Annotated in this window: 27 protein-coding genes and 1 pseudogene; 25 read left to right on the top strand and 3 right to left on the bottom strand. The window is 65.7% G+C overall.

The window, feature by feature from the left end; translation table 11 throughout:
- A pseudogene (locus L610_RS14290) lies at positions 1–142 on the top strand (IS3 family transposase); the annotation flags it as partial.
- A 201-nt stretch (positions 143–343) separates the two neighbouring features.
- Here L610_RS14290 and L610_RS14285 read toward each other — a convergent pair.
- Complete coding sequence (locus tag L610_RS14285) at positions 344–919, bottom strand: tautomerase family protein (RefSeq protein WP_144705876.1); 576 nt, start codon at positions 917–919, stop codon at positions 344–346.
- 149 nt (positions 920–1,068) lie between these two features.
- On the opposite strand from L610_RS14285, the gene L610_RS14280 reads away from it, so the two are divergent.
- From L610_RS14280 to L610_RS14220, 13 genes are all read left to right on the top strand, one after another.
- Positions 1,069–1,902, top strand: a complete 834-nt coding sequence (locus L610_RS14280; RefSeq protein WP_186441497.1) for a GntR family transcriptional regulator — start codon at positions 1,069–1,071, stop codon at positions 1,900–1,902.
- A 23-nt stretch (positions 1,903–1,925) separates the two neighbouring features.
- Positions 1,926–3,149 carry an ABC transporter substrate-binding protein gene (locus tag L610_RS14275; protein ID WP_144705872.1) on the top strand — a complete coding sequence of 408 codons (1,224 nt, stop codon included), beginning with the start codon at positions 1,926–1,928 and terminating at the stop codon, positions 3,147–3,149.
- Positions 3,150–3,223: 74 nt separating this feature from the next.
- Complete coding sequence (locus tag L610_RS14270; RefSeq protein WP_144705870.1) at positions 3,224–4,096, top strand: branched-chain amino acid ABC transporter permease; 873 nt, start codon at positions 3,224–3,226, stop codon at positions 4,094–4,096.
- A 9-nt stretch (positions 4,097–4,105) separates the two neighbouring features.
- Complete coding sequence (locus L610_RS14265) at positions 4,106–5,077, top strand: branched-chain amino acid ABC transporter permease (RefSeq protein ID WP_144705868.1); 972 nt, start codon at positions 4,106–4,108, stop codon at positions 5,075–5,077.
- Positions 5,070–5,819, top strand: a complete 750-nt coding sequence (locus L610_RS14260; RefSeq protein WP_144705866.1) for an ABC transporter ATP-binding protein — start codon at positions 5,070–5,072, stop codon at positions 5,817–5,819. Before L610_RS14265 ends, L610_RS14260 begins: the two co-directional genes overlap by 8 nt.
- A 14-nt stretch (positions 5,820–5,833) precedes the next feature.
- The gene (locus L610_RS14255) at positions 5,834–6,535 is read left to right on the top strand and encodes an ABC transporter ATP-binding protein (protein ID WP_144705882.1); all 702 of its coding nucleotides are present in this window, start codon (positions 5,834–5,836) and stop codon (positions 6,533–6,535) included.
- 2 nt (positions 6,536–6,537) lie between these two features.
- Positions 6,538–7,818 carry a 3-isopropylmalate dehydratase large subunit gene (locus L610_RS14250; protein ID WP_198019543.1) on the top strand — a complete coding sequence of 427 codons (1,281 nt, stop codon included), beginning with the start codon at positions 6,538–6,540 and terminating at the stop codon, positions 7,816–7,818.
- Positions 7,815–8,318 carry a 3-isopropylmalate dehydratase gene (locus L610_RS14245; RefSeq protein ID WP_024848414.1) on the top strand — a complete coding sequence of 168 codons (504 nt, stop codon included), beginning with the start codon at positions 7,815–7,817 and terminating at the stop codon, positions 8,316–8,318. Before L610_RS14250 ends, L610_RS14245 begins: the two co-directional genes overlap by 4 nt.
- Positions 8,315–9,190, top strand: a complete 876-nt coding sequence (locus L610_RS14240) for an oxaloacetate decarboxylase (RefSeq protein ID WP_144705864.1) — start codon at positions 8,315–8,317, stop codon at positions 9,188–9,190. The genes L610_RS14245 and L610_RS14240 overlap by 4 nt, the downstream gene beginning before the upstream one ends.
- Positions 9,187–10,884: a hydantoinase B/oxoprolinase family protein gene (locus tag L610_RS14235; RefSeq protein WP_144705862.1), complete on the top strand. Its 1,698-nt coding sequence runs from the start codon at positions 9,187–9,189 to the stop codon at positions 10,882–10,884. Before L610_RS14240 ends, L610_RS14235 begins: the two co-directional genes overlap by 4 nt.
- On the top strand, positions 10,884–12,938 hold the full coding sequence (locus tag L610_RS14230; RefSeq protein ID WP_144705860.1) for a hydantoinase/oxoprolinase family protein: 2,055 nt from the start codon (positions 10,884–10,886) through the stop codon (positions 12,936–12,938). The genes L610_RS14235 and L610_RS14230 overlap by 1 nt, the downstream gene beginning before the upstream one ends.
- Positions 12,935–13,546 (top strand): cysteine hydrolase family protein, encoded by a 612-nt coding sequence (locus L610_RS14225; protein ID WP_144705858.1) that lies wholly within the window; start codon positions 12,935–12,937, stop codon positions 13,544–13,546. The genes L610_RS14230 and L610_RS14225 overlap by 4 nt, the downstream gene beginning before the upstream one ends.
- Positions 13,543–14,937, top strand: coding sequence for an FAD-dependent oxidoreductase (locus tag L610_RS14220; RefSeq protein ID WP_144705856.1), 1,395 nt, complete (start codon positions 13,543–13,545; stop codon positions 14,935–14,937). The genes L610_RS14225 and L610_RS14220 overlap by 4 nt, the downstream gene beginning before the upstream one ends.
- A gap of 3 nt (positions 14,938–14,940) precedes the next feature.
- On the opposite strand, the gene L610_RS14215 is transcribed toward L610_RS14220, so the two are convergent.
- Together L610_RS14215 and L610_RS14210 are read right to left on the bottom strand one after the other, a co-directional pair.
- Positions 14,941–15,414 (bottom strand): DUF2269 domain-containing protein, encoded by a 474-nt coding sequence (locus L610_RS14215; protein WP_144705854.1) that lies wholly within the window; start codon positions 15,412–15,414, stop codon positions 14,941–14,943.
- Entirely contained in the window at positions 15,414–16,700 is a 1,287-nt protein-coding gene (locus L610_RS14210; RefSeq protein WP_144705852.1) for an SDR family oxidoreductase, read from the bottom strand. Before L610_RS14210 ends, L610_RS14215 begins: the two co-directional genes overlap by 1 nt.
- Before the next feature lie 109 nt (positions 16,701–16,809).
- On the opposite strand from L610_RS14210, the gene L610_RS14205 reads away from it, so the two are divergent.
- The 11 genes from L610_RS14205 to L610_RS14155 all read left to right on the top strand — a co-directional run.
- Positions 16,810–16,995 (top strand): hypothetical protein, encoded by a 186-nt coding sequence (locus L610_RS14205; protein ID WP_024848406.1) that lies wholly within the window; start codon positions 16,810–16,812, stop codon positions 16,993–16,995.
- Between the two features lie 2 nt (positions 16,996–16,997).
- Complete coding sequence (locus L610_RS14200) at positions 16,998–17,192, top strand: hypothetical protein (RefSeq protein WP_024848405.1); 195 nt, start codon at positions 16,998–17,000, stop codon at positions 17,190–17,192.
- A gap of 20 nt (positions 17,193–17,212) precedes the next feature.
- Positions 17,213–17,431, top strand: coding sequence for a hypothetical protein (locus tag L610_RS14195; protein ID WP_024848404.1), 219 nt, complete (start codon positions 17,213–17,215; stop codon positions 17,429–17,431).
- A gap of 157 nt (positions 17,432–17,588) precedes the next feature.
- On the top strand, positions 17,589–19,178 hold the full coding sequence (locus L610_RS14190; protein WP_210246020.1) for an ABC transporter substrate-binding protein: 1,590 nt from the start codon (positions 17,589–17,591) through the stop codon (positions 19,176–19,178).
- Between the two features lie 9 nt (positions 19,179–19,187).
- On the top strand, positions 19,188–20,249 hold the full coding sequence (locus tag L610_RS14185; protein WP_024848402.1) for an ABC transporter permease: 1,062 nt from the start codon (positions 19,188–19,190) through the stop codon (positions 20,247–20,249).
- Position 20,250: 1 nt separating this feature from the next.
- Positions 20,251–21,183: a nickel transporter permease gene (gene nikC, locus L610_RS14180; protein ID WP_024848401.1), complete on the top strand. Its 933-nt coding sequence runs from the start codon at positions 20,251–20,253 to the stop codon at positions 21,181–21,183.
- Positions 21,180–22,019: an ABC transporter ATP-binding protein gene (locus L610_RS14175; RefSeq protein ID WP_144705848.1), complete on the top strand. Its 840-nt coding sequence runs from the start codon at positions 21,180–21,182 to the stop codon at positions 22,017–22,019. Before nikC ends, L610_RS14175 begins: the two co-directional genes overlap by 4 nt.
- A complete protein-coding gene (locus tag L610_RS14170) occupies positions 22,019–22,786 on the top strand; it encodes an ABC transporter ATP-binding protein (RefSeq protein ID WP_144705880.1) in 768 nt (255 codons plus the stop codon). Before L610_RS14175 ends, L610_RS14170 begins: the two co-directional genes overlap by 1 nt.
- A gap of 222 nt (positions 22,787–23,008) precedes the next feature.
- Positions 23,009–23,794 carry a LuxR C-terminal-related transcriptional regulator gene (locus L610_RS14165; RefSeq protein ID WP_024848398.1) on the top strand — a complete coding sequence of 262 codons (786 nt, stop codon included), beginning with the start codon at positions 23,009–23,011 and terminating at the stop codon, positions 23,792–23,794.
- Between the two features lie 5 nt (positions 23,795–23,799).
- Entirely contained in the window at positions 23,800–24,282 is a 483-nt protein-coding gene (locus L610_RS14160) for a hypothetical protein (protein ID WP_024848397.1), read from the top strand.
- A 391-nt stretch (positions 24,283–24,673) separates the two neighbouring features.
- A partial coding sequence (locus tag L610_RS14155; RefSeq protein ID WP_144705846.1) for a hypothetical protein occupies positions 24,674–25,904 on the top strand: 1,231 nt, incomplete at its 3' end.

The raw sequence follows: 25,904 nt of genomic DNA, 5'->3' as shown, positions 1-25,904 counted from the left end.
GCGGTACTACAACACCAAGAGGCCACACTCGTCGCTTGGATACAAGCCACCGGCACCCGAGGCCATCATCTGGCCTGCGCCAGCAAGCGGAGCAGCACCGTCATCTGCCCRGGCAATAGCCCCAAGGCCGAWCATGAACTAAGATTGAAACCGGACCACCCTATGGGGTCAGGCCAATGATGAGGATGTAACCTAGAACGTCAGGCTTGTGTGGTGCTTAAAACGGAGCGGGTGATAAACTACGTTTCTACATGAGTCTAGTGATCAGCGGACATCTCGCGGAAGTTGTGAACAGGCGCACGTTTGGTCGCGCGTGATGTCACGCAGTTCGTCTTCCTGCTCTTCAGTTCCTCCCGGCCATCGCAATCGCAAGATCGTTCCACACCTGCTGGCGGCGGAGTTTGCCCTTCTCGATCTCGAAGCGGTCGATGAAGCGGATGTTGTCGAAGGACGAGCCGTCCGGCCATTCGCCATAGAGCGTGCCGGTGACGATCACGGTCGTGACCGTGCCGAGATAGGCCTCGTCGATCGTGTCGATGTGCTTCTTCACCCAGCGATAGCGGGTGGCCGAGAAGGCAACGAGGTCGTCGAGGCTGCGCATCTCGGTGCCGCCGGACAGGCCCGGAAACACCATCACGAAATCGTCGGCGAGGAAGGTTTTCGCTTCGGCGAGGTTCCGGTCCTCCATCAGGCGCAGGAATTTTTCGACGAGTTCGCCTGCCACCGGCTGGGCATTGCCCGGCTTGCGGCCAGTGCGGCCGCGCATGTAGCTCGCCGGCTTTACCTCGTTGTGGACGACGGTGATCGCGTCGAGCGGCGCATCGAGCGTTCCCGCCACCGCGTCCGTCAGCCGCTCGGCTAGGCGCACGCGCACGCCCTCGGAATAGCCCTCGATCAGGGTGACGCTGACATAGGGCATGGCCCCTCCTCCACAGATGTCACGAAACCAGTTGACAAATGTCATAATGGTATATGGTTATACCAATAGTCAACGCGAGGAATGGGGCAGGAACGGCGTTGGCGGGGAGGCTTTCGGTGGACAGCCAGCTGAGAGGCACAGGCGGCGAAATGGACCAGACCCGTGAACCGGCGAGCGCAAAGCGGTCGCTGATCGATCCCTCTTCGCGCGTGCCGCTCTACCACCAGATCCTCATCATCCTCAGGAACCAGATCTTTTCCGGCGAGCTCCGTCCGGGGGCGCTCCTGCCCGGAGAACAGGAGCTCGCCGATCTTTTCAATGTCTCGCGCATCACGGCAAAGCGCGCGCTGAACGAGCTGGCTGACGCCGGCCTCGTGGTGCGCGAGCGCGGCCGCGGCACGCGCGTTTGCGATGCCCCGCCGCCGCCGACGGTGAAGACCTCGGTCGAAGGCTGGTTCGAGAACATTTCGCTGATGGGCGTTGCGACCGACGTCGAGGTGCTCGAGTTCGACTATGTGCCGGCGGCGGCCGAGGTTGCCGAGGCGCTGCTGGTCGAACCCGGCGCGACGGTGCAGCGCACGGTGCGCGTGCGCCTGCTCGACGGCGAGCCGATGTCCTACCTCATTACCCATGTGCCGGAAGATATCGGCCGCTCCTTCGACCGCGAGGAGATGGGGCATTTTCCGCTGCTCACCCTGATGGAGCGCCATGGCGTCAAGGTGGCCGACGCGCGCCAGACCGTGTCGGCGACGCTGGCCGATCCGGAAGTGGCGCGCGCGCTCGACGTCCATGCCGGATCGCCGCTTCTCGATGTGCGCCGCGTCGTGCGCGACGTGAACGACCGGCCGGTTGAGTTCATCCGCGTGCTCTACCGGCCCGACAAATACCAGTTTGAAATGAACCTGAAACGCGTGCGCCGAAAAGAGGGCATGCAGTGGCAGTCGCTCGCACCGGATACGTCCGTGCGGGTGGAGGAGAAGTAGCTCAACGTGAGGGGAACACGACTATGAAGAAGCTCTTCGATACGCAGATCAAACGGCGCCAGTTCCTGGCTGGCGCAGGCACGGCAGCACTGGTCACCGGCTTCCCGGCGGTCCTGCGCGCACAGGAACCGGCATCGGTTAAGGTCGGTCTCGTCCACCCGGTCACCGGCTTCGTCTCCTTCTCGGGAATGCAGAGCCGCGCGGGTGCGGAAATGGCGATCGCCGACATCAACGCGGCCGGCGGCATCAAGTCGCTCGGCGGCGCCAAGCTCGAGGCGATGCTCGCCGACAGCCAGGGTCGTCCGGAGCTAGGCGCGTCCGAGACCGCACGCCTGATCGAGGCGGGCGCGACCAGCATCGTTGCCGGCTATTCGTCGGCCGTCTCGCTGGCGACCTCGCAGGAAGCCGCCAAGACGATGACGCCGCACGTCGTCGACGTCGGCGTCGCCGACAACATCATGGACCGCGGCCTGAAGAACACCTTCCGCTTCGCACCGGGCTTCGGCTCGGTCGCCACCACGGCGGTGGAGGCGCTGAAGGAGATCAATGCGGGCGGCGCGGCCAAGACCGCCGTCATCATCCATGAGGAGTCGCTGTTCGGCACCGGCATCGCCGAGCTTCTCGCCAACGAGCTGCCGAAGATCGGCATCGAGGTGCTGGAAGTCATCAAGCACGCCAATCCGACCCGCGACTTCACCAACATCGCGCTGCAGCTGCGCTCGCTGAAGCCGGACCTGATCATCCCGGCCAACTACTACAACGAGTACGTGCTGCTTGCCCGCACGCTGCGCCAGCAGCGCATCGAGGCCAAGGGCATCTACTCGGTGCTGGGCGGCGCGGCGTCGAACGTCCAGTTCGTCAAGGAATTTCCGGAAGCAGCCGAATACATCATGGACTGCAACCACTGGTACGACCCGAAGTCGGAAGTGGCGCTCAAGCGTCGCGCCGACGCCGAGGCCAAGGGCCTGTTCTACACCTACGAGGTGTTCCTGGCCTACAACGCGGTCGCCTTCCTTGCCGACGCGATCGAGCGGGCCGGTTCCACCGAGAAGGAAGCCGTCATCGAGGCACTGCGCAACTCGAACTTCGCCAACCACGGCATGCCCTATGGCCCGACCAAGATCGACGAGAAGGGCCAGAACACCGGCGCCCGCGCGGTGAACACGCAGGTGCAGAAGGGCAATATCGAGGTGGTGCTGCCGAAGGAGTTCGCGTCGGCTGACGTGATCTTCCCGATCCCGGCCTGATCCGCTTCGGCCAGCCATCCTGATTGCAACAGGCGCGGACCATGCAAGGTCCGCGCTCCATGACAGGTGCCTAAATGGTCGATCCGGTCATCCTGATCCCTTCGTTCATCAACGGGCTGACTACGGGCGCGCTCTATGCGCTCGTCGCGCTCGGGCTGACGCTGATCTACGGCGTGCTGCACATCATCAACTTCGCGCATGGCGCGATGCTGATGATGGCGCTCTACGGCGTCTTCTTCCTGCACCGGCTGTTCGGCATCGACCCCTATGTCGCGCTGCTGATCGTGCCGCCCGCCATGTTCGCCATCGGCTACGTGCTGCAGCGGTTCGTCATCAGCAAGGCGAGCCACGGCCGCGACGAGAACATCCTGCTCGTCACGCTCGGCCTCTCGATCGTCATCGAGAACATGGCGCTTTATTTCTTCCGTTCCGACACGCGCACGATCGACACGCCCTACTCCTTCGAGGTGGTCGAGTTCGCCGGCGCGTTCCTGCCGCTGCCAAAGGTGGTCGCGTTCTTCGGCGCGCTGCTGACGGCGGCGCTGCTGTGGGCCTTCATGGCAAGGACCGACCTTGGCCGCGCGATCCGCGCGCTTGCCAAGGAACGCAGGGGCGCGCGTCTCGTCGGCATCAATGTCGACCACGTCTTTGCCATGAGCTTCGGCATCGGCGTCGCGTGCCTGGGCGTCGCGGCCTGCCTGCTCCTGCCCGGCTACTATGTAAACCCGCAGGTCGGCTACGGCTTCGTGCTGATCGCCTTCACCACCGTCGTGCTCGGCGGTATGGGCTCGTTCGTCGGCGCGATGATCGGCGGCCTCGTCATCGGCGTGGTCGAGGCGATGGGCGGCCTGTTCCTCGGCGACAGCCTCGGGCAGTTCGGCATCTTCGCCATCTTCATCCTGATCCTGCTGTTCCGCCCGACGGGACTGCTGGGCCACAAGGTCTAGGTGCCCGGCATGATCAACAGGAACCAGCTCATCGCACTTCTCGTCGTGTTCGGCCTGATCGCGACTTGCCCCTTCTGGGTGAAAAGCGCGCCGACGATGAACACCATCATCGCCGTGCTGTACATTGCCCTCCTCGGCCAGTCCTGGAACATTCTGGGCGGCTATGGCGGCCAGTTCTCCTTCGGCCACGCTGCCTTCTTCGGCACCGGCGCCTATACGGTCGCGGTTTTGCAGATTCAGCTCGGCATCAATCCGTGGATCGGCCTGATCGCCGGCGGGCTGCTTGCGACCTTCGTCGCGCTCGTCATCGGCTTTGCGAGCTTCCGCTACGGCCTGCGCGGCTCCTATTTCGCGCTCGTCACCCTCGCCTTTGCCGAGGTGCTGCGCATCCTTTCCAACTCCGTCAGCTTCACCGGCGGCGGCGTGGGGCTTTTGATCCCGCTCGACCGGCGCTTCTCGAACCTGCAGTTCGAGGACAACCGCGGCTATTTCTGGGTCATCTGGGCGCTCTGCCTCGTCTGCTTCCTGACCGTGTGGTGGATCGGTCGCTCGCGCTTCGGCGCGTGGCTGATGGCCGTCCGTGACAATGAGGATGCGGCGCGCGCGCTCGGCGTCGATGTCTTCCGCACCAAGATGGGCGCCGTCGCCCTGTCCGGCTTCTTCTCAGGGGTGGCGGGCGTCTTCTACGCCCAGTTCTACCTCTATCTCGATCCGTCGATCGCCTACGGCTCGGCGATCTCGATTGAATCGCTGCTGGTGCCGATCATCGGCGGCATGGGCACGCTGTTCGGGCCGCTGATCGGCGCGGGCGTGATCCACTTCCTGTCGGAGCTGACGCGCCATTTCGTCGGCGACGTGCCGGGCGTGGCGCTGTCGATCTACGGCGTCCTGCTCATCCTCATCGTGATGTTCCTGCCGCGCGGCCTAATCAGCATCGGCACGGTGCTGCTCGGCAAGAGCCGGAGGCGCGCCAATGCTTGACGTTCGGAACATCTCGAAGTCGTTCGGCGGACTGAAGGCCGTCGACAATGTCAGCATGAAGATCGAGGAAGGCAGCCTCGTCTCGCTGATCGGCCCGAATGGCGCCGGCAAGACGACGTTCTTCGCGCTGATCACCGGCTTCCACCGGCCGGACAACGGCACGGTGCAGTTCTGCGGGCAGGAGATCACCGGCCTCAAGCCCAGCGACATCGCGCAGGCGGGCATGGTGCGCACCTTCCAGATCGTCCAGCCCTTCGCAGGACAGACAGTGCGGGAGAACATCGCCGTCGGCGCGCATCTGCGCCATGCGTCGCGGCGCGATGCGCTCGACCGGGCGCGTGAAGTGGCGGAGAAGGTCGGCCTCGGCGACCGGCTCGACCAGGATGCGGCCTCTCTCACCGTTGCGGGACGCAAGCGGCTGGAAGTCGCCCGTGCGCTGGCGACCGACCCGAAGCTCGTCCTGTTCGACGAGGTGCTGGCGGGCATCAACCCCAGCGAGATCCGCGATGTCATCCCGGTGATCCGCGCCGTGCGCGACAGCGGCGTCACCATCCTTCTCATCGAGCATGTGATGCAGGCGGTGATGAGCCTGTCCGAATACACCTTCGTCCTCAACCAGGGACGGATGATCGCCGAGGGCGTCCCGCGCGACGTCGCCAGCAACCAGACCGTCATCGAGGCGTATCTGGGGCCGGGCATGGCCGCGCGCCTCAAGAGCCAGCAGACGGAGGCCGCATCGTGACCGAGCGCGACACCATCATCGAGGTGAAAGGCCTGCGCGCGGGCTACGGCGCGGTCGAGGTGCTGCGCGGCATCGACCTCACCATCTGGCGCGGCGACATCGTCGCCCTGCTCGGCTCCAACGGCGTCGGCAAGACGACCTTCAACGCCGTGCTGTCCGGCCTCATCAGGCCGTGGGCAGGTACGGTGAAGTTCAATGGCGCCGACGTGACCGGGTGCGATGCCGTTCACATGGTCGATGCGGGGCTCTCGCTGGTGCCGGAGGGCCGGCTGATCTTCCCTAACCTCACGGTCAAGGAAAACCTGATCCTTGGCGCCTACCGCCGCGCTGGTTCTCGCCGCGAGGCCAACATCGACAAGGTCGTTTCCATCTTCCCGCGTCTCAAGGAGCGCTTCGAGCAGAAGGCTGGGACTCTCTCCGGTGGCGAGCAGCAGATGCTGGCGATTGGCCGCGGCATGATGGCCGAGCCTGAGCTTCTGATCCTCGACGAGCCTTCGCTCGGCCTCTCGCCGCTGCTGGTCGAGGAAATGTTCAACCTCATCCGGCGGCTCAACGAGGAAGGCCTGACGATCCTGCTCGTCGAGCAGAACGTTGCCCAGTCGCTGGAGATCGCGACGACCGGCTACGTGCTCGAAAACGGCACCATCAGCCTGTCCGGCCCGGCCGCCGAGTTGATGACCAACCCCGACCTGCAACGCAGCTATCTGGGGATTTGAGAATGCCCATGCCCCCCATGACCCTTGCAGAAAAGATCATCGCCAAAGCGGCGGGGCGCGCGTCCGTCGCGCCCGGCGAGGTTGTGACCACGAAGGTCGATCTCGCGATGATCCACGATTCCGGCGGCCCGCGCCGCGTGGAGCCGATCCTGAAGCGCCTCGGCGTCGGCCTGTTCGACCGCGACAAGGTGGTGCTGATCTCCGACCACTACGTGCCGGGCGACACCGAGGAAGGCGCGGCGATCCTCGCGCTCACCCGCGAGTGGGCGAAGGAGAAAAAGGTCGCCTTCTATGACGGCGAAGGCATCTGCCACGTCGTCCTGCCCGAGCGCGGGCACTTGAAACCCGGCATGCTGGTGGTCGGCGGCGACAGCCATTCGCCCACCGGCGGCGCGTTCGGGGCCTACATGTTCGGCGTCGGCGCAACCGAAATGGCCGGAGTGCTCGCGACCGGCGAGATCTGGCTGCGCGTGCCGGAAACCATCCGCATCGAATGGACGGGCAAGCTCGGCGCGCACCTGATGGCGAAGGACATGGTGCTCGCCATGTGCGGCAGGTTGGGCATGGACGGCGGACGCTACCAGGCGATCGAATATGCCGGCGAGACGGTGCGGGCGCTTTCCATGCAGGAGCGGATGACGCTCTCCAACATGGCGGCGGAACTCGGCGCGCAGGCCGGCCTGATCGCGCCCGACAAGACGACGATCGACTGGCTTGCCGAGCACGGCGCGACCGACCTGCCCGATCCTGCCGACTGGCAGGGCGATCCGGATGCGCCGGTTGCCGAAACCCACTTCTTCAATGCCGATGAGCTGGCGCCGCAGGTGGCGGCGCCGCACTCGCCGGCCAATGCCGCGCCGGTTACCGACTATGAGCCGACGCGTATCGACGTCGCGTATATCGGTGCCTGCACCGGCGCGAAGTATGTCGATCTCAAGGCAGCCGCCGAGATCATCCGCGGCCGCAGGCTCGCGCCCGGCGTCGAGCTGCTGGTCGCCCCCTCCTCGAAGCGCGACCAGGAGCGCGCCGCGCGCGACGGCATCATGAAGGTGCTGGAGGATGCGGGCGCGAAGGTGCTGCCCAACGCCTGCGGGATTTGCGCCGGCTACGGCTCGGCGCGCCTTGGCGAAGACGTCACCTGCATCTCCACCACCGCCCGCAACTTCCGCGGCCGCATGGGCGCGAAGTCGTCAAAGGTCTATCTCGGCTCGCCCTACACGGTGGCCGCATCCGCGATTGCCGGGCGCATTGCCGACCCGCGCGAGATTGGAGCCGGCGCATGAGCAAGGCATTCGTCTACGGCGACGATATCGACACCGATGCGCTCGCCCCCGGCCAGTACATGAGCGGCGGCATCGAGCAGATCGCGGCGCACTGCCTCGAGACCGTCGATCCGGATTTCGCCTCGCAGGTGAAGCCCGGCGACGTCCTCATCGCCGGCAAGAATTTCGGCATGGGCTCCTCACGCGAACAGGCGGCGCAGGCGCTGAAGCATCTTGGCCTCGCCGGCGTCGTTGCCCGCTCCTATGCGGGCATCTTCTACCGCAACGCGATCAATCTAGGCCTGCCGGTCCTCGTCGGCGGGGCGGAGCTCGACCGGGTGAAGCCGGGCGACGCAGTGGAGCTCGACATGGCCAACAGCCGGCTCATCACCGAGGCGGGGCCGATCGAGCTCGAGCCCCTGCCCGACTTCCTGCTCGCCATGCTCGCCGATGGCGGCCTCGTGCCGCATCTCGAAAAGCGTTTTGCGCGGCAACGCGCCAATGACGGAGAAAAACAATGACGCGCCTCAAAGCGCGCCTCGGCAACGGGGAGATCGTCGTCGCACCGGGCGTCTATGACGGCCTGTCGGCGCTGATCGCCTCTCAGGCGGGCGCGGAAGCCATCTACCTGTCCGGCGCATCGCTCGCCTACACCCGCTTCGGCCGTCCCGACATCGGGCTCGTCACCGCAACGGAAGTCGCCGACACCATCGCGGCGATCTGCGACCGGGTCACGCTGCCGCTGATCGTCGACGGCGACACCGGCTTCGGCAACGCGCTCAACGTCCAGCGCACCGTGCGCACCTTCGAGCGGATGGGCGCTGCCGCGATCCAGCTCGAAGACCAGACGATGCCGAAGCGCTGCGGCCATCTCAACGGCAAGAACCTGGTTTCGACCGGCGAGATGATCGGCAAGATCAAGGCCGCCACGGATGCCCGCGCCAGCGACGACTTCATCATCATCGCCCGCACCGACGCGATTGCCGTCGAAGGTTTTGAAGCCGCGCTCGACCGCGCTGCCGCCTATGCCGAGGCCGGCGCCGACATGCTGTTCGTCGAGGCGCCGCGCACGGTCGAGGAAATGGAGCAGATCGTTGCCGCGCTGGGCAAGACCGTGCCGCTGATGGCCAACATGGTCGAGGGCGGCAAGACCCCGCCGATGAACGCGCGCGACCTCGAAAAGATCGGCTACTCGCTGGTGATCTTCCCGGGCGGCCTCACCCGCGCCGTCGCCCACACCAGTCGCGCCTATTTCGAAAGCCTGCTTCGGACCGGCTCCAACCAAGCCTTCAGCAACCAGATGTTCGACTTCGCCGGCATCAACCAGATCGTCGGCACCAATGAGCTGCTTGAGACCGGCAGCGCTTACGACGAGAAGAGGTTCTCTCGATGATCGATCCCGTCCTCCTCGCGATTCTCAAGGGCCGTCTGGAACAGATCGCCGACGAGATGGACGCGACCCTGTTTCGCTCCGCCTTCAACCCGATCATCGCCGAGGCGCATGACGCATCGCACGGCATCTACGACGCGGTCACCGGCGACACGCTGGTGCAGGGCAAGTCCGGCCTGCCGATCTTTGTCGGCGTCATGGCCTTTGCCGTCAAGGCGGTGATCGAGAAGGCGGCAAAGTCCGGCGGGCCGAAGGAAGGCGATGTCTGGATCTTCAACGATCCGTACGTCGGCGGCACGCATCTTTCCGACTTCCGCCTTGTGCGGCCGCTGTTCCGCGACGGCAAGGTGTTCTGCTACCTTGCCTCTGTCGGCCACTGGCACGACGTCGGCGGCAACGTCCCCGGCAACTACAACCCGGTCGCGACGGAGTCCTTCCAGGAAGGCATGCTGATCCCGCCGGTGAAGCTGTTCGACCGGGGCGAACTGCGCCAGGACGTCATCGACATTCTCTCCGCCAACTCGCGCCTGCCGAATTCGCTGTTTGGCGACCTCAACGGCCAGATCAACGCGCTTGACCTTGGCGTCAAGCGCATGAACGAGCTGCTCGCCGACTATGGCGACGAGACGGTCGCGGCGGCGCTTGGCGAGCTCAAGGACCGCGCGGCAATGCTGATGCGCGCCGAGATCGAGCGGCTGCCCAAGGGCACCGTCTCGGCGGAGGATTATCTCGACAATGACGGTGTCGTTGACACGCCGCTCACCATCGCGCTCGACCTCACCATCGAGAACGGGCGCATGGTGATGGACTTTTCGCGCTCCTCGCCCGCCTGCGCTGGTCCGGTCAACATTTCGCGGGCGACGACCATTGCCTCCTGCTACGTCGCGCTGAAACACGTCTTCGGCGACGTGCCGGCCAATGCCGGGGTGCTCGAACCGGTCGAGTTCATCATCCCCGAGGAGAGCCTTCTCTCCGTCACCGCACCGAAGCCGGTTGGCGGCTACACCGAGACGATCCTGCGCCTCATCGATGTCGTCTTCCAGGCGATCGCGAAGATCGCGCCCGAGCGCGCCAATGGCTGCGCGTACGGGACCATCAACGCGCTGTCGCTGGCCGGCTATCGCGGTCCGGACCGCAAGCGCTGGGTGATGTTCTCCTTCTTCGGCGGCGGCCATGGCGGGCATCCGGAGGGCGACGGCCTCAATCACGGCAACGCTCCGATCTCGACCGCGACCATCCCGCCGCTGGAAATCCTCGAGGCCGCCTACCCCGTCATGTTCACGCAGTGGGCGCTGCGGCCTGACAGCGGCGGCGCGGGACGCCACCGTGGCGGCCTTGGCGCGATCTACGAGATCGAGCTTCTGGAAGAGGAAGCGGACGTCTTCCTGTTCGGCGAGCGCGGCCGCTTCGCGCCCAAGGGCGTCGCCGGCGGCAAGGATGCCGTCCTCAACCGCTTCACCTACCAGCAGGATGACGGCGAGCACAGCCCGCCGATGGCGTCGAAAATGGTCGGAATCAAGCTGAAGCGCGGACAGCGCGTGCGCCTCGAAACGCCCGGCGGCGGCGGCTATGGCAAGGTCGAGGAGCGCGATCCGACGCTGATCGAACGCGACGTCGCGCTCGGCTTCGTCACACCCGAGGCCGCGGCCGAGACCTACAACCACCCCGTCAAGACCAGCAACAAGGATGCCGCGTGATGGCTGCGAAGCGCTATGTGATCGGCGTGGATGTCGGCGGAACCTTCACCGACATCTTCGTCTACGACCAGATCGACCGTAAGGTTCAGACGACCAAGATCCCGTCCACCCGCGGCGATCAGTCGAAGGGCTTTGCCGAGGGCATCGCCCGCATCGTCCCTGACTTTTCCGAAATCGCCACCGTCGTGCACGGCACCACGGTCGGCACCAACGCGCTGCTCGAGCGCAAGGGCTCGCGGACCGGCATCATCACGACGAAGGGTTTTCGCGACGTGATCGAGATGCGCCGGCGCGACCGCCCGGCCACCTGGGGCCTGTGGGGCCAGTACACGCCTGTCATCAGCCGCGAGCACCGGCTGGAGGTCGACGAGCGCGTGCTGGCCGACGGCACGGTGCGCGTTGCCGTCAATGACGACGAGGTGCGCGGCCAGGCCGAGCAGCTGCTGGCGGCCGGCTGCGAATCCGTCTGCGTCTTCTTCGTCAACGGCTATGCCAACGACGCCAATGAGCGCCGCGCGGTCGAGACGGTGCGCGCCGTCTGGCCGAATGGCTATGTCACTGCCGCAACCGAGATCGTGCCGGAAATCCGCGAGTTCGAACGGCTTTCGACCGCGGCCCTCAACGCCTATCTCCAGCCCGTCGTCTCCTCCTATCTCGACCGGCTCGAAAAGACGCTGAAGGAGCGCGGCTTTGCGGGCGATATCCTGATCGTGCAGTCGAACGGCGGCGTCATGTCGATCGACACCGCCAAGCGCTTCCCGGTCCGCACCGCGCTCTCCGGTCCCGCCGCCGGCGTGATGGCCGGCCAGGCGATCGCGAGGGCCGCCGGCTTTCCCAACATCATCACCTGCGACATGGGCGGCACCTCGTTCGACGTCTCGCTGGTGGCGAACGGCGAAAGCGCGCTTGCCGCACAGACGGCGATCGACTTTGGCCTCGTCGTGCGCACGCCGATGATCGAAATCTCCACCATCGGCGCGGGCGGCGGCTCGATCGCCCGCATCGACAATGGCGGCATCCTGCAGGTCGGACCCGAATCCGCCGGCTCCGATCCGGGCCCCGTGTGCTACGGCCTCGGCAATGAGCGCCCGACCGTCACCGACGCCAACGTCGTGCTTGGCCGCATCAACGCAGAGCGCCCGATCGGCGGCAAGCTCGCGCGCCTCGATGTCGAGGCAGCGCGCGCGGCTGTCGCAAGGCATATCGCCGACCCGCTCGACCTCAGCGTCGAGGATGCGGCGGAAGCCATTCTCAAGATCGCCAACGCCAAGATGGCGGGCGCCATTCGCCTCGTCTCCATCGAGCGCGGCCATGATCCGGCAACCTTCGCGGCCATGCCGTTCGGCGGCGGCGGCGCGCTGCACACCGGCGCGCTCATCAAGGAAGTCGGCCTGAAATCCGCGCTGGTGCCACGCTTCCCGGGCGTAACCTCGGCGCTCGGCTGCGTGGTCGCCGACATGCGCCACGACCGCGTGCAGACGGTCAACCGCCTGCTCGATGGCATCGATGCCGCCTCGCTTGGCGAGGAGATGGTGCGCGTTGCCGGCGAGACGGCGGCGTTGCTCGACCAGGCGGGCGTCGCCTTCGAGCGCGTCGACCGTATCTACGAGCTCGACATGCTCTATCTCGGCCAGACGCACACGGTCTCGGTGCCGCTGGAGATCGGCGAAGACGGGCTGACCACCGACGCGATCCGCGCGGCCTTCAACGCGGCCTATCTGGAAGCCTTTGGCCGCCTGCTCGACGGCATCCCGATGCGCGTGATGAACTATCGCGTGGCCGTGGTCGGCCGCCGGCCGCAGTTCGACATGAGCTCGTTCGCGCCAGGCACCAGCAAGACCGCTGACGAATGCCAGACCGGCACGCGAAAGGTCTTTGCCGACGGCAAGTGGCACGACACGCCGATTTACGACCGCCTCGAACTCGGCGTCGGCGCGACGGTAAAGGGCCCGGCAATCCTCGAACAGGCAGACACCACCATCTTCGTTGATCCGGGCCTTGAGGGGCGCGTCGATGCCTTCGGCAATCTCATCATCTCAAGGAGCGCCGCATGAGCCACGCCGCCATCGACCCGACGAAAACCGCGCTGCTGATCGTCGACCTGCAGAACGATTTTCTCGACCCCAGGGGCGCCTATGGCCGTGCTGGCCAGACGGCGGAGGCGATTGCCGCGCTGCCGCAGAAGGTGAAGCCGCTGGCTGACACCCTCAGGGCAAAGGGCGGCTATGTCGTCTCGACCCAGTTCACGCTGGTGCCGGGGCGCGGCGGCGAGCCGCTGATCTCGCCGCATCTGAAAGAGCTGCGGCCGTTCCTCAAAAAGGGCGACTTCCAGCCCGGCGCCTGGGGCCACCAGCTGGTAGACCTTTTGCAACCCGCCGACTTCTACGTCGAAAAAGTCGCCTATTCGGCCTTCTTCCAGTCGCGGCTCGAATTCGTGCTGAAGAAGGCGGGGATCGAGACGTTGTTCGTCTGCGGCATCGTCACCAATGGGGGTGTCGCCTCGACCGTGCGCGACGCGCATGTGCGCGACTTCAGGACCTTCGTGCTGGAGGATGGCTGCGCCGCCTTCTCGCACCGCACGCATGAGGCGGCACTGCAGGACCTGTCGTCGATTACCAAAGTCGTCACCATCGCCGACGCGATCGGAATGGTTGCAGCATGAGCGAGATCCTGCCGGCTTCCGCGATGCGCGCCGACGTCGAGATCGACGTCGCCATCATCGGCGCGGGTGCGGCCGGGCTGGTCGCGGCCCTGCGCGCGGCTGAAACCGGCGCCGAGGTGCTGGTGCTGGAGCGTGACGCAAAGCCGACCGGCTCGACCTCGATGTCGTCCGGCTTCGTGCCGGCGCCCGCTACGCGCTTCCAGCGCGCGATCGGTATCGCTGACGACACGCCGGAGCTTTTTGCCGCCGACATTGCCGCCAAGAACCACGGAACCGGCGATGCTGCGCTCGCGGCAACGGTGAGCAAGGCCATCGGCCCGGCGCTCGAATGGCTCGCCGACAGCCACGGTCTCGAATGGCTGGTGCTCGACGATTTTCTCTACCCCGGCCACAGCCGCCACCGCATGCACGCGGTGCCTGAGCGCACGGGTGCCGCGCTGCTGCAGCGGCTTGCCGCGGCGGCGGATGCCGCCGGCATCATGGTCGCCACCGGCGCGCATGTGACCGGCCTGTTCGCTGACGGCAAGAAGATCGTCGGCTGTCGCATTGCTCGCGCCGATGGCGGCGAGGAACAGCTTGCCTGCAAGGCGCTGGTGCTGGCCTGCAATGGCTATGGCGGCGATCCGGATCTGGTGAAGCAGCATATCCCGGAAATGGCGAGTGCCGTCTATCACGGCCATGCCGGCAACCGTGGCGACGCGGTGCTTTGGGGCGAGAAGCTGGGCGCGGAGCTTCGCCACCTCTCCGGCTATCAGGGCCACGGTTCGCTCGCCTATCCGCAGCAGATCCTCATCACCTGGGCGGTGATGATGGAGGGCGGCATTCAGGTGAACGCCAATGGCGAGCGCTTCTCCAACGAGCACGGCGGCTATTCCGAGCAGGCGGTGAACGTGCTCGCCCAGCCCGGCGGCTTTGCCTGGAACGTCTACGACCGGCGCATCCACGACTTCGCGCTCAACTTCCCGGATTATCGCGAAGCGTTTGAGGCGAGCGCCATCCGCACCGCGCCGGACGCCCGCTCGCTTGCCGCCGCCATTTCGGTCGACGCCGACAGGCTGGAAGCCACCCTCTCTGCCGTTGGCGAGATGCAATGCGGGGCGACTGCCGACCCCTTCGGCCGCGACTTTACAACCAAGCTGGCCCTTGCCGCTCCCTTCTACGCGGTGAAGGTCACCGGCGCGCTGTTCCACACGCAAGGCGGACTTGTCGTTGACGAAACCGCCCGCGTCCTCGGCCTCGACGGTTCCCCCTTCCCCAACCTCTTCGCCACCGGCGGTGCCGCGTGCGGCGTCTCGGGCCCGGACGTCTCCGGCTACCTCTCCGGCAACGGCCTCCTCACCGCCATCGCGCTTGGTTATCTGGCGGGAGAAGCTGCGGGGACTAGCCGCTAGCCCTCACCAGATCTCCGCCGGGCGCTGGATCATCAGCCAGAAGATGCCCAGCACGGCGGCGAAGGCGGGGAAGCCGAAGGCAAACCACAGCCGGAACAGGAAATGGTAACGCTCGGGAAGCGGGGAGCCCGAGGCGACGGCAGCTTCCGCCAGCCGGCGCATCTCCATCTGCATCCAGACCACCGGCAGCCAGAACATGCCGGTGATGATGTAGAGGGCGATCGACAGGATGATCCAGTGGTCGGTGAGCCAGTAGCCGAGGTGCCAGACCAGGAGGAGGCCGGTGATCGGCTGAACGACCACGGCCGTGGCCGTAAACAGGAAGTCGGCGATGACGACGATGCGGGCAACACCGGCAATGACCTGCGGATTGCCGGTGCGGTGCGCGATCAGCATGAAGAAGGCAATGCCCGCCCCGGTCCCGAGCAGCACAGCCGCGCCGATGATGTGCAGGAATTTCAGGAAGAAATAGAGCATCAGCGCTCCTCCAGAATGCCGAGCGCCACGAAATGGAGCACGAGGATCGGCCAGATCTTGAGGAGCGGTCCGAGCGGTTCCTTCCAAAGCTCCGGCAGGATGAGCGTACCGGCGACCGCGTAGAACAGCGACAGAAGGATTGCCCCCCAAAGGCCAAGCCGCGTCGTGCGCCTGAAACTGATCGATAGCCCGATGATGATGTCGGCAAGTGCCCCGGCAACGACGCTTGGGCCTGCAAGGATCCCGGCACCGCCCGCCAGCATCAGCCCGACGCCGATGTCGTAGCCCACCGTGAGCGAGATGATGCCGGTTGCCAGCCAGAAGGCCGCGAGCACCACGAAGATGACGGGCTTGAGCAGGAAGAGCCGCGCGAACCAGCGTTCCTGCACCGTCGCAGGCTGGGCGGCGAGTGCCGCGCGCAGCGAAACGGGTTCGATGCCGGTTGCCTCACGCCTGACAGTGCCGTCGCCGACCGCGCCGCGGCCGATCTCGCGTGAAGCGGTCGAGCGCACCGCCGGACGCCAGCCGAGCCAGCCCGCCGCATCGCCCAGCTTGTAGAGCAAGGTCTCGAGAAAGCGCGGCACGGCGAAGGCTCTGGCCGGCTTCCAGCCAAGCCAGCGGCGGTATTCGGCAATGACATCCGCGAAGGACAGGCGCTCCGGTCCGACGAGTTCGATTTCCTGCTTCGCCGGTGCGTCCTTTGCCACCAGCCGCGCCACGGTTTCGGCGACGTCATCGAGCTGCACGACCTGCAGCTCGCCCGTGCCCTGCATCAAGGGCAGCCGCGGCAGGGCGGCGAGGCCGCGAAACAGCGCGCTCGCCCCGTAAACGCCGCGTCCGAGCACCACCGATGGCCGCAGGATCACCCAGTCGAGATTGCGCCGCTTGAGGTTCTCGTCGCCCTCGCGCTTGGTGGCGGAAAATGCGGAAGGCGTTTCCCTGTCGACGCCGATCGCGGAGAAATGAATGACACGCCGCACGCCAGCGACCTCGCAGGCGGAAAACAGCTGGTCGGCGCCTGTGACGTGTACGGCGCTGGTGCTGTCGCGGGCGCTGTCCTGAAAAGTGCCGGCGCAATTGACGACGACGTCCACGCCCTGAAGCAGCTCGGCCCAGCGCCCCGCCGGTGTGCTGCCCATCTCGACGACGACGACGGCGGTCGAGCCTGGGGGCCGGCGGTCGCCTTGATGTCTCACCGCCGCGACGACGTCGTGGCCGTCGCGCGCCAGCCGCGCGCAGACCGCGCTGCCGATCAGGCCCGCGGCGCCGTTCACCAGGATCTTCATGCTCACTCCCGCACGATCAACACTGCTGCCGAACCCCAGTGGAACTGCGTTGTTCCGGGAACATCGCACGGACAGGACGGTTGGGTTCCCACAAGAAAGGGAGATTCCAATGTCCAGCAAGATGCCGCCAGTCCCGGGCAAGAACCAGAGCACCAAAGGCCCGGGCGAACACCGCACTGTTGCAGCCGATACGCGGCAGCATGGCACCCACGGCGCCGACAACCCTGACAGGCAGGGCCAGCAGGGCAACTCGAAGGTCAACACCACCCATCAGGGCCATCAGCAGGATCGTTGAACATGTCCACCTCGACCAAGCATCCCAACACCATCCGCCAGGGCGGCCCCGGCGCCTCGCACGAAAATGCCAAGGCGCCGCTCGAGATCAACAAGCCACCCGCCGACAGTGACGAGCGGCGCACCAGCAAAGTTTCGGGCGGCGGAGGCGAGAAGGACAGCCACCACACCCACAATCCGCGGCAGAAGGGCGGCTGACCGGCGCGAAGGAGATCATCATGGCCAATGCAAGCAAGAAGAAGATCGGCGCGGGCGCGCAGGGCAAGGGCGACGGCAGCGGCGCCAACTCTGAGCTTCCGCGCGACCTCGTTGGCGAGAACGACATCCTCTCCAACCGCGACAAGGCGCAGCACAATGACGAGCGGGGCCTGGACGGTGCGCAGATCCGCAACGAGCAGCGCCAGGATCATGCCGGCAACCGGCTTCCGGAGGACTAGCACCCGCTGCATTCCGATAGTCGCCACTCCCGGCCCCGGCGCATCGTGCATGTGCCGGGGCCGCGTTTCTTCTACCGGCTGGACAAGCATTGAAAAGTGAGGCCATGATTGGCCCCAGCCGCCGGCAAGAGATAACTAAAAACAGAGGGAACTTATGATGAAGAGATTGGCGACGCTTATTGCCGCCAGCGCAATGTTCGCGCTGACATTTGCTCCCGCCAAGGCAGAAACTCCGCCAGATACACTTGTGATGGCGTGGCAGTTCGACGACATCATCACGCTCGATCCGGCGGAGGTGTTCGAATTCTCGGCCGCCGAGATGATGGGCAACACCTACGAGCGCCTGATCGGCTACGACCTCAAGGATGTCTCGAAGCTGTTCGGCGTGGTTGCCGAGTCCTGGGAAGTGTCGCAGGACGGCAAGACCATCACCTTCAAGATCCGCCAGGGCAGCAAGTTTGCCTCCGGCAACGACCTCACCGCCGAGGATGTGGTGTTCTCGCTGCAGCGCGCGGTCAAGCTCGACAAGTCGCCTGCCTTCATCCTCACCCAGTTCGGCTTCACCGCCGACAATGTCGAACAGAAGATCGTCCAGACCGGCGACTACGAGTTCACCTTCGAGATGGACCAGGCCTATGCGCCGACCTTCGTGCTCTACTGCCTGACCTCGACGGTGGCGTCCGTCGTCGACAAGAAGCTGGTGCTGGAGAACGAGGCGAACGGCGACCTCGGCTATGAATGGCTGAAGCGCAACTATGCCGGCTCCGGCCCGTTCGCGCTGCGCCAGTGGCGCCCGAACGAGGCGGTCGTGCTGGAGCGCAACGAGAACTACGCCGGCGAGAAGGCGCCGCTTGCGCGCGTCATCTACCAGCACGTGCCGGAAAGCTCGACCCAGCGCCTGATGCTCGAGCGCGGCGACATCGACATTGCCCGAAATCTCGGCCCCGAGGAAATCGCGGCGCTGAAGGAAGCGCAGGGCATCAAGATCGAGACCGGCGACAAGGGCGGCATCTACTATCTCGGGCTCAACCAGAAGAACGAGACGCTCGCCAAGCCGGAAGTGCGCCAGGCGCTCAAGTACCTGGTCGACTACCAGGCGATTGCCGACACGATCATGGCCGGCCAGGTGCAGGTGCACCAGGCGTTCCTGCCGAAGGGCTTCCTCGGCGCGGTCAACGACACGCCGTTCCAGCTCGATCCGGAGAAGGCCAAGGAGCTGCTTGCCAAGGCGGGCCTTCCGGATGGCTTCTCGGTGACGATGGATACCCGCAATACGCCGGACATCACCGGCATGGGCGAGGCGATCCAGCAGACCTTCGCGCAGGCCGGCGTCAAGCTCGAACTGATCCCGGGCGACGGCGCGCAGACGCTGACCAAGTACCGCGCCCGCGAGCATGACATCTACATTGGCCGCTGGGGCCCGGACTATCAGGACCCGAACACCAATGCCGACGCGTTCGCGGCGAACCCTGACAACTCCGACGGCGCGTCCGCCAAGCCGCTCGCCTGGCGCAACGCCTGGGACATTCCGGAGCTGACCAAGAAGACCCGCGCCGCCGTCCTCGAACAGGATCCGGAAAAGCGCGCCGCAATGTATGAGGAAATGCAGCGCGAGGTCATGGAGACCGGTCCCTACGTGATCATGTTCCAGGAAATCGAGGTCGCGGCGATGCGCGACAATGTCAGCGGCTTCATCATCGGACCTTCCTTTGACGCCAACCAGTTCGGCCTGGCCCGAAAGGACTGATCCCGCCTGATGACCGATGCCGTCAATGACACCACGCCGGGGGAGCGTTCACGCGCTCTCCTGACGTTCGCGGTTGCGGCCGGCCGATTCCTGCTGATGCTGGCGATCACCCTGTTCGGCCTGCTGGCAGTCACCTTCTTCATCGGCCGCATCGTGCCAGTCGATCCGGTGCTTGCCGTGGTCGGCGACCGCGCGCCGGCGCATGTCTATGCCCGCGTGCGCGAGGAAATGGGGCTGGACCTGCCGCTCTGGCACCAGTTCGCGATCTATATCGGCAATGTTTTCCGCGCCGACTTCGGCAATTCGATCCTCACCTCGCGCCCGGTGGTCGAGGATGTCGTGCGCTACTTCCCGGCCACGCTTGAGCTTGCGACGCTGGGCACCCTGCTCGGCACCATCTTCGGCGTTCCGCTCGGCGTGGCCGCCGCGGTCAAGCGCGGCAAGTTCGCCGACCATTTCGTGCGCGTCATCGGCCTTGTCGGCTACTCCGCGCCGATCTTCTGGCTCGGGCTTCTCGGCCTGCTGGTGTTTTATTCCAAGCTCGGCTGGGTGGCGGGGCCGGGACGCCTCGACGTCACCTACGAATACATGCTGACGCCCGTGACCGGCATGGTGCTGGTCGATGCGGCGCTTGCCGGCGACTGGGCCGTCTTCCGCAACGCCATCTCGCACATCGCGCTGCCGTCGGCGCTGCTCGGCTACTATTCGCTCGCCTATATCAGCCGCATGACCCGCTCCTTCATGCTCAACGAGCTGTCGCAGGAGTACGTCACCACCGCCCGCGTGAAGGGTCTTTCCGAAACCCGCATCATCTGGGGCCACGCGCTGCGCAATGCCGCCGTGCCGCTGATCACGGTGATCGCGCTCTCCTACGCCCACCTGCTCGAGGGCTCGGTGCTGACCGAGACGGTGTTCGCCTGGCCCGGCCTTGGCCGCTACATCACCAATTCGCTGCAGAATGCTGACATGAATGCGGTGCTCGGCGGCACGCTGGTAATCGGCATCGTCTTCGTTGCAGTCAACACCTTCTCCGACCTTCTCTACCGCCTGTTCGACCCGAGGACGCGCTGAGATGGCAGAGCTTGCGGCACCTTCCGGCAAGAGCAGCCTGCGCGAATGGCTGACCACCAGCGAGCCGCGCTCGCGCGCACAGGCGCGGCTTGGCAATGCCTACCGCTCGTGGGTCGCGTTCTCGCGCAACCCGCTTGCGATGTTCGGCCTCTTCATTGTCCTCGTTCTCATTATTGTTGCGATCTTTGCCGACCAGCTCGCCACCCATTCGCCCACGGTCGGTGGCGACCTTCGCACCGAGCGCCTGCAGCCGCCAAGCGCCGCGCACTGGCTCGGCACCGACAACCAGGCGCGCGACATCTACTCGCGCCTCGTCCACGGCTCGCGGCTCACGCTGATGGTCGTGATGCTCGTGACGGTTATCGCCATGCCCGTCGGGCTCCTGATCGGGACCGTCTCCGGCTACATGGGCGGCTGGATCGACGCTGTGCTGATGCGCATCACCGACATCTTCCTCGCCTTCCCGCGCCTGATCCTCGCGCTCGCCTTCGTCGCCGCGCTCGGGCCCGGCATCGTCAACGCGATCATCGCGATCGCGATCACCTCGTGGCCGCCCTACGCGCGCATTGCCCGCGCCGAGACGCTGACGATCCGCAACAGCGACTTCGTGGTGGCGGTGCGCCTGCAGGGCGCCTCGCCTTTCCGCATCATCACCCGCCACATCATGCCGCTCTGCGTGCCCTCGGTCATCATTCGCGTCACGCTCGACATGGCCGGCATCATCCTGACGGCCGCCGGCCTCGGCTTCCTCGGCCTCGGCGCGCAGCCGCCGACGCCGGAGTGGGGCGCGATGATCGCCTCGGGCCGCCAGTTCATCATCGACTATTGGTGGGTTGCGACCATGCCCGGCATCGCCATCTTCGTCGTCTCGCTCGGCTTCAACCTGCTCGGCGACGGCCTGCGCGACGTGCTCGACCCGAAGGCGGAAAAATGACCGGCGCGCCGCTTCTCGAAGTCGAGGACCTCAGGGTCCGCTTCCATCTTCGCACCGGCACGGTCGAGGCCGTGCGGGGCGTGTCGTTCTCGCTCGGGCGCGAGCGGCTCGGCATCGTCGGCGAGTCCGGTTCCGGCAAGTCGCAGACGGCGCGCGCGCTGCTTGGCCTCACCCCGCCGCCGGGCGAAGTGACTGCTAGGCGCCTCACCTTCGACGGCATCGACCTGCTGAAAGCCTCGCGCCGCACGCTGCGCTCGCTGCGCGGCGGGCGCATGGCGATGGTGATGCAGGACCCGAAATACTCGCTCAATCCGGTCATGACGATCGGCAAGCAGATGGTGGAAACCTATCTCGCCCACGCCCGCGCCGGCAAAAGGGAGGCGCAGGAAAAGGCGCTTGCCATGCTGGAGGCCGTGCGGCTGCGCGACCCCGAGCGCGTGTTTTCGCTCTACCCGCACGAGGTGTCGGGCGGCATGGGCCAGCGGGTGATGATCGCGATGATGCTGATCACCGACCCCGATTTCCTCATCGCCGACGAGCCGACCTCGGCGCTGGACGTGACCGTACAGCAGGAAGTGTTGCGCATCCTCGACGGGCTGGTCGCCGAGCGCGGCATGGGGCTGATCTTCAYCAGCCATGACCTGCGGCTCGTCTCGTCCTTCTGCGACCGGGTGTTGGTCATGTATGGCGGCAAGGTGATGGAGGAGCTCGCCTCGGGCGATCTTTCCTCCGCGCAGCATCCCTACACGCGCGGGCTGATGAACTGCCTGCCGTCGATCAGCGGCTCGTCGCMCCCGCTGCCGACGCTGGAGCGCGATCCGGAGTGGGCGAAATGATGATCGACATCCGTGATCTTTCGATCGTCTTCGGCACCGGGCGCCTGCGTGTCGAGGCGGTGAAGAATTTCTCGCTTGAGGTCGAGGAAGGCGAGGCATTCGGCCTTGTCGGCGAGTCCGGCTCCGGCAAGTCGACGGTGCTGCGGGCGATCTGTGGCCTCGCGCCCGTCGCACGCGGCTCGATCGCGATTGCGGGCGCGCCCGTGAAGACGCCGCGCGACCAGAAATTCTATGCGACCGTGCAGATGGTGTTCCAGGATCCGTACGGTTCGCTCCATCCGCGCCAGACCGTCGACCGTATCCTCTCGGAGCCGCTGTCGATCCATGGCCTGCGCGACCAGGACCGCCGCATCGTCGCGGCGCTTGAGGAGGTCGGTCTTGGTCCCGGCTACCGCTTCCGCTATCCGCACCAGCTGTCGGGCGGCCAGCGCCAGCGCGTCGCGATCGCCCGCGCGCTGATCCTGAACCCGAAGGTGGTGCTTCTCGACGAGCCGACCTCCGCGCTCGACGCCTCGGTGCAGGCGGAAATCCTCAACCTGCTCGAGCGCCTGCGCGCCGAACGCGGGCTGACCTACGTGCTGGTCAGCCACGATCTTGCAGTGGTCACGCATCTTTGCCGAAGGCTTCTCGTCATGCGCAACGGCGAGATGATCGAGCTAACCGACGCCGAAACGCTGCGCCGGGGCGAGCCGCAGTCGCCCTACACCCGCGAACTCATCCAGGCGACGCGCGGCTTCAGGCGGGGGACGGCACCTGCTTCCACCTAACGAAGGAGCTACAAGGCTTCTGCGCTCATCAACTTCAACTAGATCACTTATCGTTACATAGATCGTTCGTTCTATTCCGGTCGGAGCGTTTATTTTTTAAGGTAAATGAGGAGGATAGCTTCGGCGATGCTGATCACGCCGAGCTAGAGCATAAGCAGAAAGATATCTGCGATGCCTTATTCAGGGAGAGAGAGTGCGGCGGGAAAGAGCGCAGGGGTGCGGATGACGCCGGCCGCGGGTACCGCTTTGCGGACCCTGATTTTCGTCTCCAGCCATGGCGTCATCTCCAGTGCCGTCGAAGCCGCCATCGAGCGCGAGTTCTCCTGGCTCACTGTACAGTGTGTCCCGGATCTGCGGCTCCTTCTCGCCGGCTTCGATGCCGAGGCGCAGCTGATCGTCGTCGATTTCCGCCAGATGGCGGAGCTGACCGCCCTGCATCCCGAGATCGCGCGCCATCATCCGGCCGCGCATTTCGCCATCCTGATCGACGAGGACGTTCGCTACCTCGCCAGCCAGCTGCACGAGATCGACACCGGCATGGTGCGGGGCATCCTGCCGCTCAACGTCAATCTCGACGTGCTGTTGTCGATCCTGCGCATCCTCTTGCGCGGCGGCGAATGCTTTCCGGGCAGTCTTTTCAAGGCGGCGCGGCCCGTCGTTCGTATTGACGAGGTGGCGGCGGTGCATCCGGCACCTGCGCCAAACATACCGCCGGCTATGCCCAATGCGCCGCCAGGGCACGAGGTGGCTATGCTCGACCTTACCGTCCGCGAGCTCGGCATTTTATCCCGCGTCGCGCGCGGCCAGCAGAACAAGATCATCGCCGCCGATCTCGGCCTGTCCGAGCACACGGTGAAGCTGCACATCCACAACATCATCACCAAGCTCGGCGTGCACAACCGCACCGAGGCGGCCGTGCTCTATCTCGAGCGCGCCAACGGGGCCACGGCGCGTGCGATTGCGGCACGGCTCGACGGCGGCAGCGACGCGCCGCCGCTTTCAGCCTGACACACATGCCGAAGTTCCAGGACGTCCTGCTCCTCGTCGGCCAGCTCAATTACACCTGGACCAACACCGAAAGCCTGCTCATTCACATGATCGCCGGGCTGGCGCGGGTGGACAAGGAAACGGCCGTCGTCATCTTCCTGACGCTGAACACGCCGCGCGCGCGCATCGACCTCGTAGAGCGGCTGGCCAAGATGCAGTCGACGCCGGCAGACTGCCGCGCGGCGGTGCTGGACGCCACGCGCCGCCTCTCGGAAGAGGCCAAGCTGCGCAACAAGTTCAACCATTGCATCTATTCCTTCGATCCCGACAGCGGCAAGGGCATGACCCAGCTCTTGCGCATCGTCGATACCAAGGACGAAATCCGCTACGGCAAGATCGAGGCGCTCGACGATGACGAGGTCGCGCGCATCCGCGCCAGCATCGCCGAGCTCGTCGGGATCAACCGGCTGTTCTGGCAGATCACCGAGAAATTCGGCTTCCCGACCTGATTTAGGCTACGAGCGGTAGAAGATCCTGACCGTTGGATTGAAGACCTGATCGTCCGGGCAGCTACCAAGCTACTAGACCTAACTGTCGGCTTATCCGTTTCCATCGTCCGGGACACACTGCACGGCGCTCAGGACGGGTAAGACGGCACCTGGCACGACCTCCAGTCGCAATCTTTTTAAACAGCCCCCGCCGTCGAAATCCGCCCGCAAAGAAAAAGATCAGGGAGGAACATCCATCAGCAGCCACGCCCGAATGAGGGGTGGATGATCGCGTCGTTGCGCGCTCAAGACCCCGTCACATCACCTCTTGATGTTCAACATCCGCACGGTGAAGGCCCCACGGAGATGAATGGCGGTCAAGCCTGTGCGGTTCCAGAGCGAGGACAGAACCATGTCACGCAAGAACGGCAAGGACAGGTACGACCCGAACGACAACAGCAACCAGACCCAAAATCAGGACCAGGGTCAGGATCAGGACCAGGCGCAGGGACAGGGCCAGGAACAAGCCCAGTACAGCGAGAACCTCAACGGTAACCTCAATGGAAACGGTAACCTGAACGGCAATGGCAACGCCAACTTCAACGGCAATGCCAATTTCAACGCCAACCTGAACGCCACGACGGTGGACGTGAATGTTGACGTCGGCCTCGAGGGCTACGAGCCCTCCGACGACGATTTCGCCGACATCGACATGACCGACAGCGAAATCAACGGCATGTTCAACGTCAAGTTCAACGACGTACTCAGCAATTCGCTGAATGGCCAGGGCAATGATGTCGGCAACGTCATCAGCCAGAACGCCAATCTCCAGGACAATGACACGCTGGAGAATGCGACGGTCGAGAACACCGGCCCGTTCACGCAGGACCTGACGGCCAGCGGCGGTTTCGCCAAGGCCGGTGACGGCATCGCGGCCGGCGGCGGCGGTGGCGGCGGCGGCGGATATGCCGATGCCAATGGCGGCGACGGCGCAGATGGCGGCAACGCCTGGGGCGGCGAGGCGTATGGCGGTGAGGGCAATGGCGGCAGCGCCAGCAGCGCGGCGACCGGCGGCACCGGCGAAGGTGGCGATGCGACCGGCGGTTATGGCGACGGCGGTTACGGCGACTCCGGCACGGCAAACGGCGGCTATGGCGACGGCGGTCGCGGCGGAAACGGCGGCGATGGCTTCGGCCTTGGGCTTGGCGCCGGCTTCGGTCTCGGCGCGGCGGCGGCGTTTGCTGCTGGCGGCGGCGACGGCGGCAGCCCGACAGGCGGTGACGGCGCGCGCGGCGATGACGGCGGCGACGCCAACGGCGGCAGCTCCGGCGATGCCGGCGCGGGCGGAAGCTCCGGTGATGCGGGCGATGCCGGCGCGCTCGGTATCGCGGCAGCTCTTCTTGCCTACCAGTCCGACCCGACCACGACCGACACCGCGACCGGCGGCAATTCCGGCCGCGGCGGCGATGGCGGCAACGCTCCGGCCGGCATGGGCGGCACCGGTGGAGCTGGCGGTGCGGGCGGCGCAGGCGGGGCAGCTGGTGACGGCGGCGCGGGCGGCACCGGTGGCTATGCGCCGGCGTCCGCAACAGGTGGCGCTGGCACTGGCGGTGCCGCATTGGCGGAAGGCGGGACCGGCGGGG

The sequence above is a fragment of the Aminobacter sp. J44 genome (genome assembly GCF_007829415.1).
Taxonomy (GTDB): domain Bacteria; phylum Pseudomonadota; class Alphaproteobacteria; order Rhizobiales; family Rhizobiaceae; genus Aerobium.
This window is presented reverse-complemented; position numbering and strand designations above follow the sequence as displayed.

Excerpts from the sequence above, each read along its gene's own strand:
- L610_RS14210 (WP_144705852.1), bottom strand. The coding sequence starts at position 16,700 with ATGAAGATCCTGGTGAACGGCGCCGCGGGCCTGATCGGCAGCGCGGTC.
- L610_RS14265 (WP_144705868.1), top strand. The coding sequence starts at position 4,106 with ATGATCAACAGGAACCAGCTCATCGCACTTCTCGTCGTGTTCGGCCTG.
- L610_RS14220 (WP_144705856.1), top strand. The coding sequence starts at position 13,543 with ATGAGCGAGATCCTGCCGGCTTCCGCGATGCGCGCCGACGTCGAGATC.
- L610_RS14215 (WP_144705854.1), bottom strand. The coding sequence starts at position 15,414 with ATGCTCTATTTCTTCCTGAAATTCCTGCACATCATCGGCGCGGCTGTG.
- L610_RS14275 (WP_144705872.1), top strand. The coding sequence starts at position 1,926 with ATGAAGAAGCTCTTCGATACGCAGATCAAACGGCGCCAGTTCCTGGCT.
- L610_RS14240 (WP_144705864.1), top strand. The coding sequence starts at position 8,315 with ATGACGCGCCTCAAAGCGCGCCTCGGCAACGGGGAGATCGTCGTCGCA.
- L610_RS14260 (WP_144705866.1), top strand. The coding sequence starts at position 5,070 with ATGCTTGACGTTCGGAACATCTCGAAGTCGTTCGGCGGACTGAAGGCC.
- L610_RS14185 (WP_024848402.1), top strand. The coding sequence starts at position 19,188 with ATGACCGATGCCGTCAATGACACCACGCCGGGGGAGCGTTCACGCGCT.
- L610_RS14160 (WP_024848397.1), top strand. The coding sequence starts at position 23,800 with ATGCCGAAGTTCCAGGACGTCCTGCTCCTCGTCGGCCAGCTCAATTAC.
- L610_RS14270 (WP_144705870.1), top strand. The coding sequence starts at position 3,224 with ATGGTCGATCCGGTCATCCTGATCCCTTCGTTCATCAACGGGCTGACT.
- L610_RS14205 (WP_024848406.1), top strand. The coding sequence starts at position 16,810 with ATGTCCAGCAAGATGCCGCCAGTCCCGGGCAAGAACCAGAGCACCAAA.
- L610_RS14170 (WP_144705880.1), top strand. The coding sequence starts at position 22,019 with ATGATCGACATCCGTGATCTTTCGATCGTCTTCGGCACCGGGCGCCTG.
- L610_RS14285 (WP_144705876.1), bottom strand. The coding sequence starts at position 919 with ATGCCCTATGTCAGCGTCACCCTGATCGAGGGCTATTCCGAGGGCGTG.
- L610_RS14280 (WP_186441497.1), top strand. The coding sequence starts at position 1,069 with ATGGACCAGACCCGTGAACCGGCGAGCGCAAAGCGGTCGCTGATCGAT.
- L610_RS14165 (WP_024848398.1), top strand. The coding sequence starts at position 23,009 with ATGACGCCGGCCGCGGGTACCGCTTTGCGGACCCTGATTTTCGTCTCC.
- L610_RS14245 (WP_024848414.1), top strand. The coding sequence starts at position 7,815 with ATGAGCAAGGCATTCGTCTACGGCGACGATATCGACACCGATGCGCTC.
- L610_RS14190 (WP_210246020.1), top strand. The coding sequence starts at position 17,589 with ATGAAGAGATTGGCGACGCTTATTGCCGCCAGCGCAATGTTCGCGCTG.
- L610_RS14225 (WP_144705858.1), top strand. The coding sequence starts at position 12,935 with ATGAGCCACGCCGCCATCGACCCGACGAAAACCGCGCTGCTGATCGTC.
- L610_RS14230 (WP_144705860.1), top strand. The coding sequence starts at position 10,884 with ATGGCTGCGAAGCGCTATGTGATCGGCGTGGATGTCGGCGGAACCTTC.
- L610_RS14235 (WP_144705862.1), top strand. The coding sequence starts at position 9,187 with ATGATCGATCCCGTCCTCCTCGCGATTCTCAAGGGCCGTCTGGAACAG.
- nikC (WP_024848401.1), top strand. The coding sequence starts at position 20,251 with ATGGCAGAGCTTGCGGCACCTTCCGGCAAGAGCAGCCTGCGCGAATGG.
- L610_RS14250 (WP_198019543.1), top strand. The coding sequence starts at position 6,538 with ATGCCCATGCCCCCCATGACCCTTGCAGAAAAGATCATCGCCAAAGCG.
- L610_RS14200 (WP_024848405.1), top strand. The coding sequence starts at position 16,998 with ATGTCCACCTCGACCAAGCATCCCAACACCATCCGCCAGGGCGGCCCC.
- L610_RS14195 (WP_024848404.1), top strand. The coding sequence starts at position 17,213 with ATGGCCAATGCAAGCAAGAAGAAGATCGGCGCGGGCGCGCAGGGCAAG.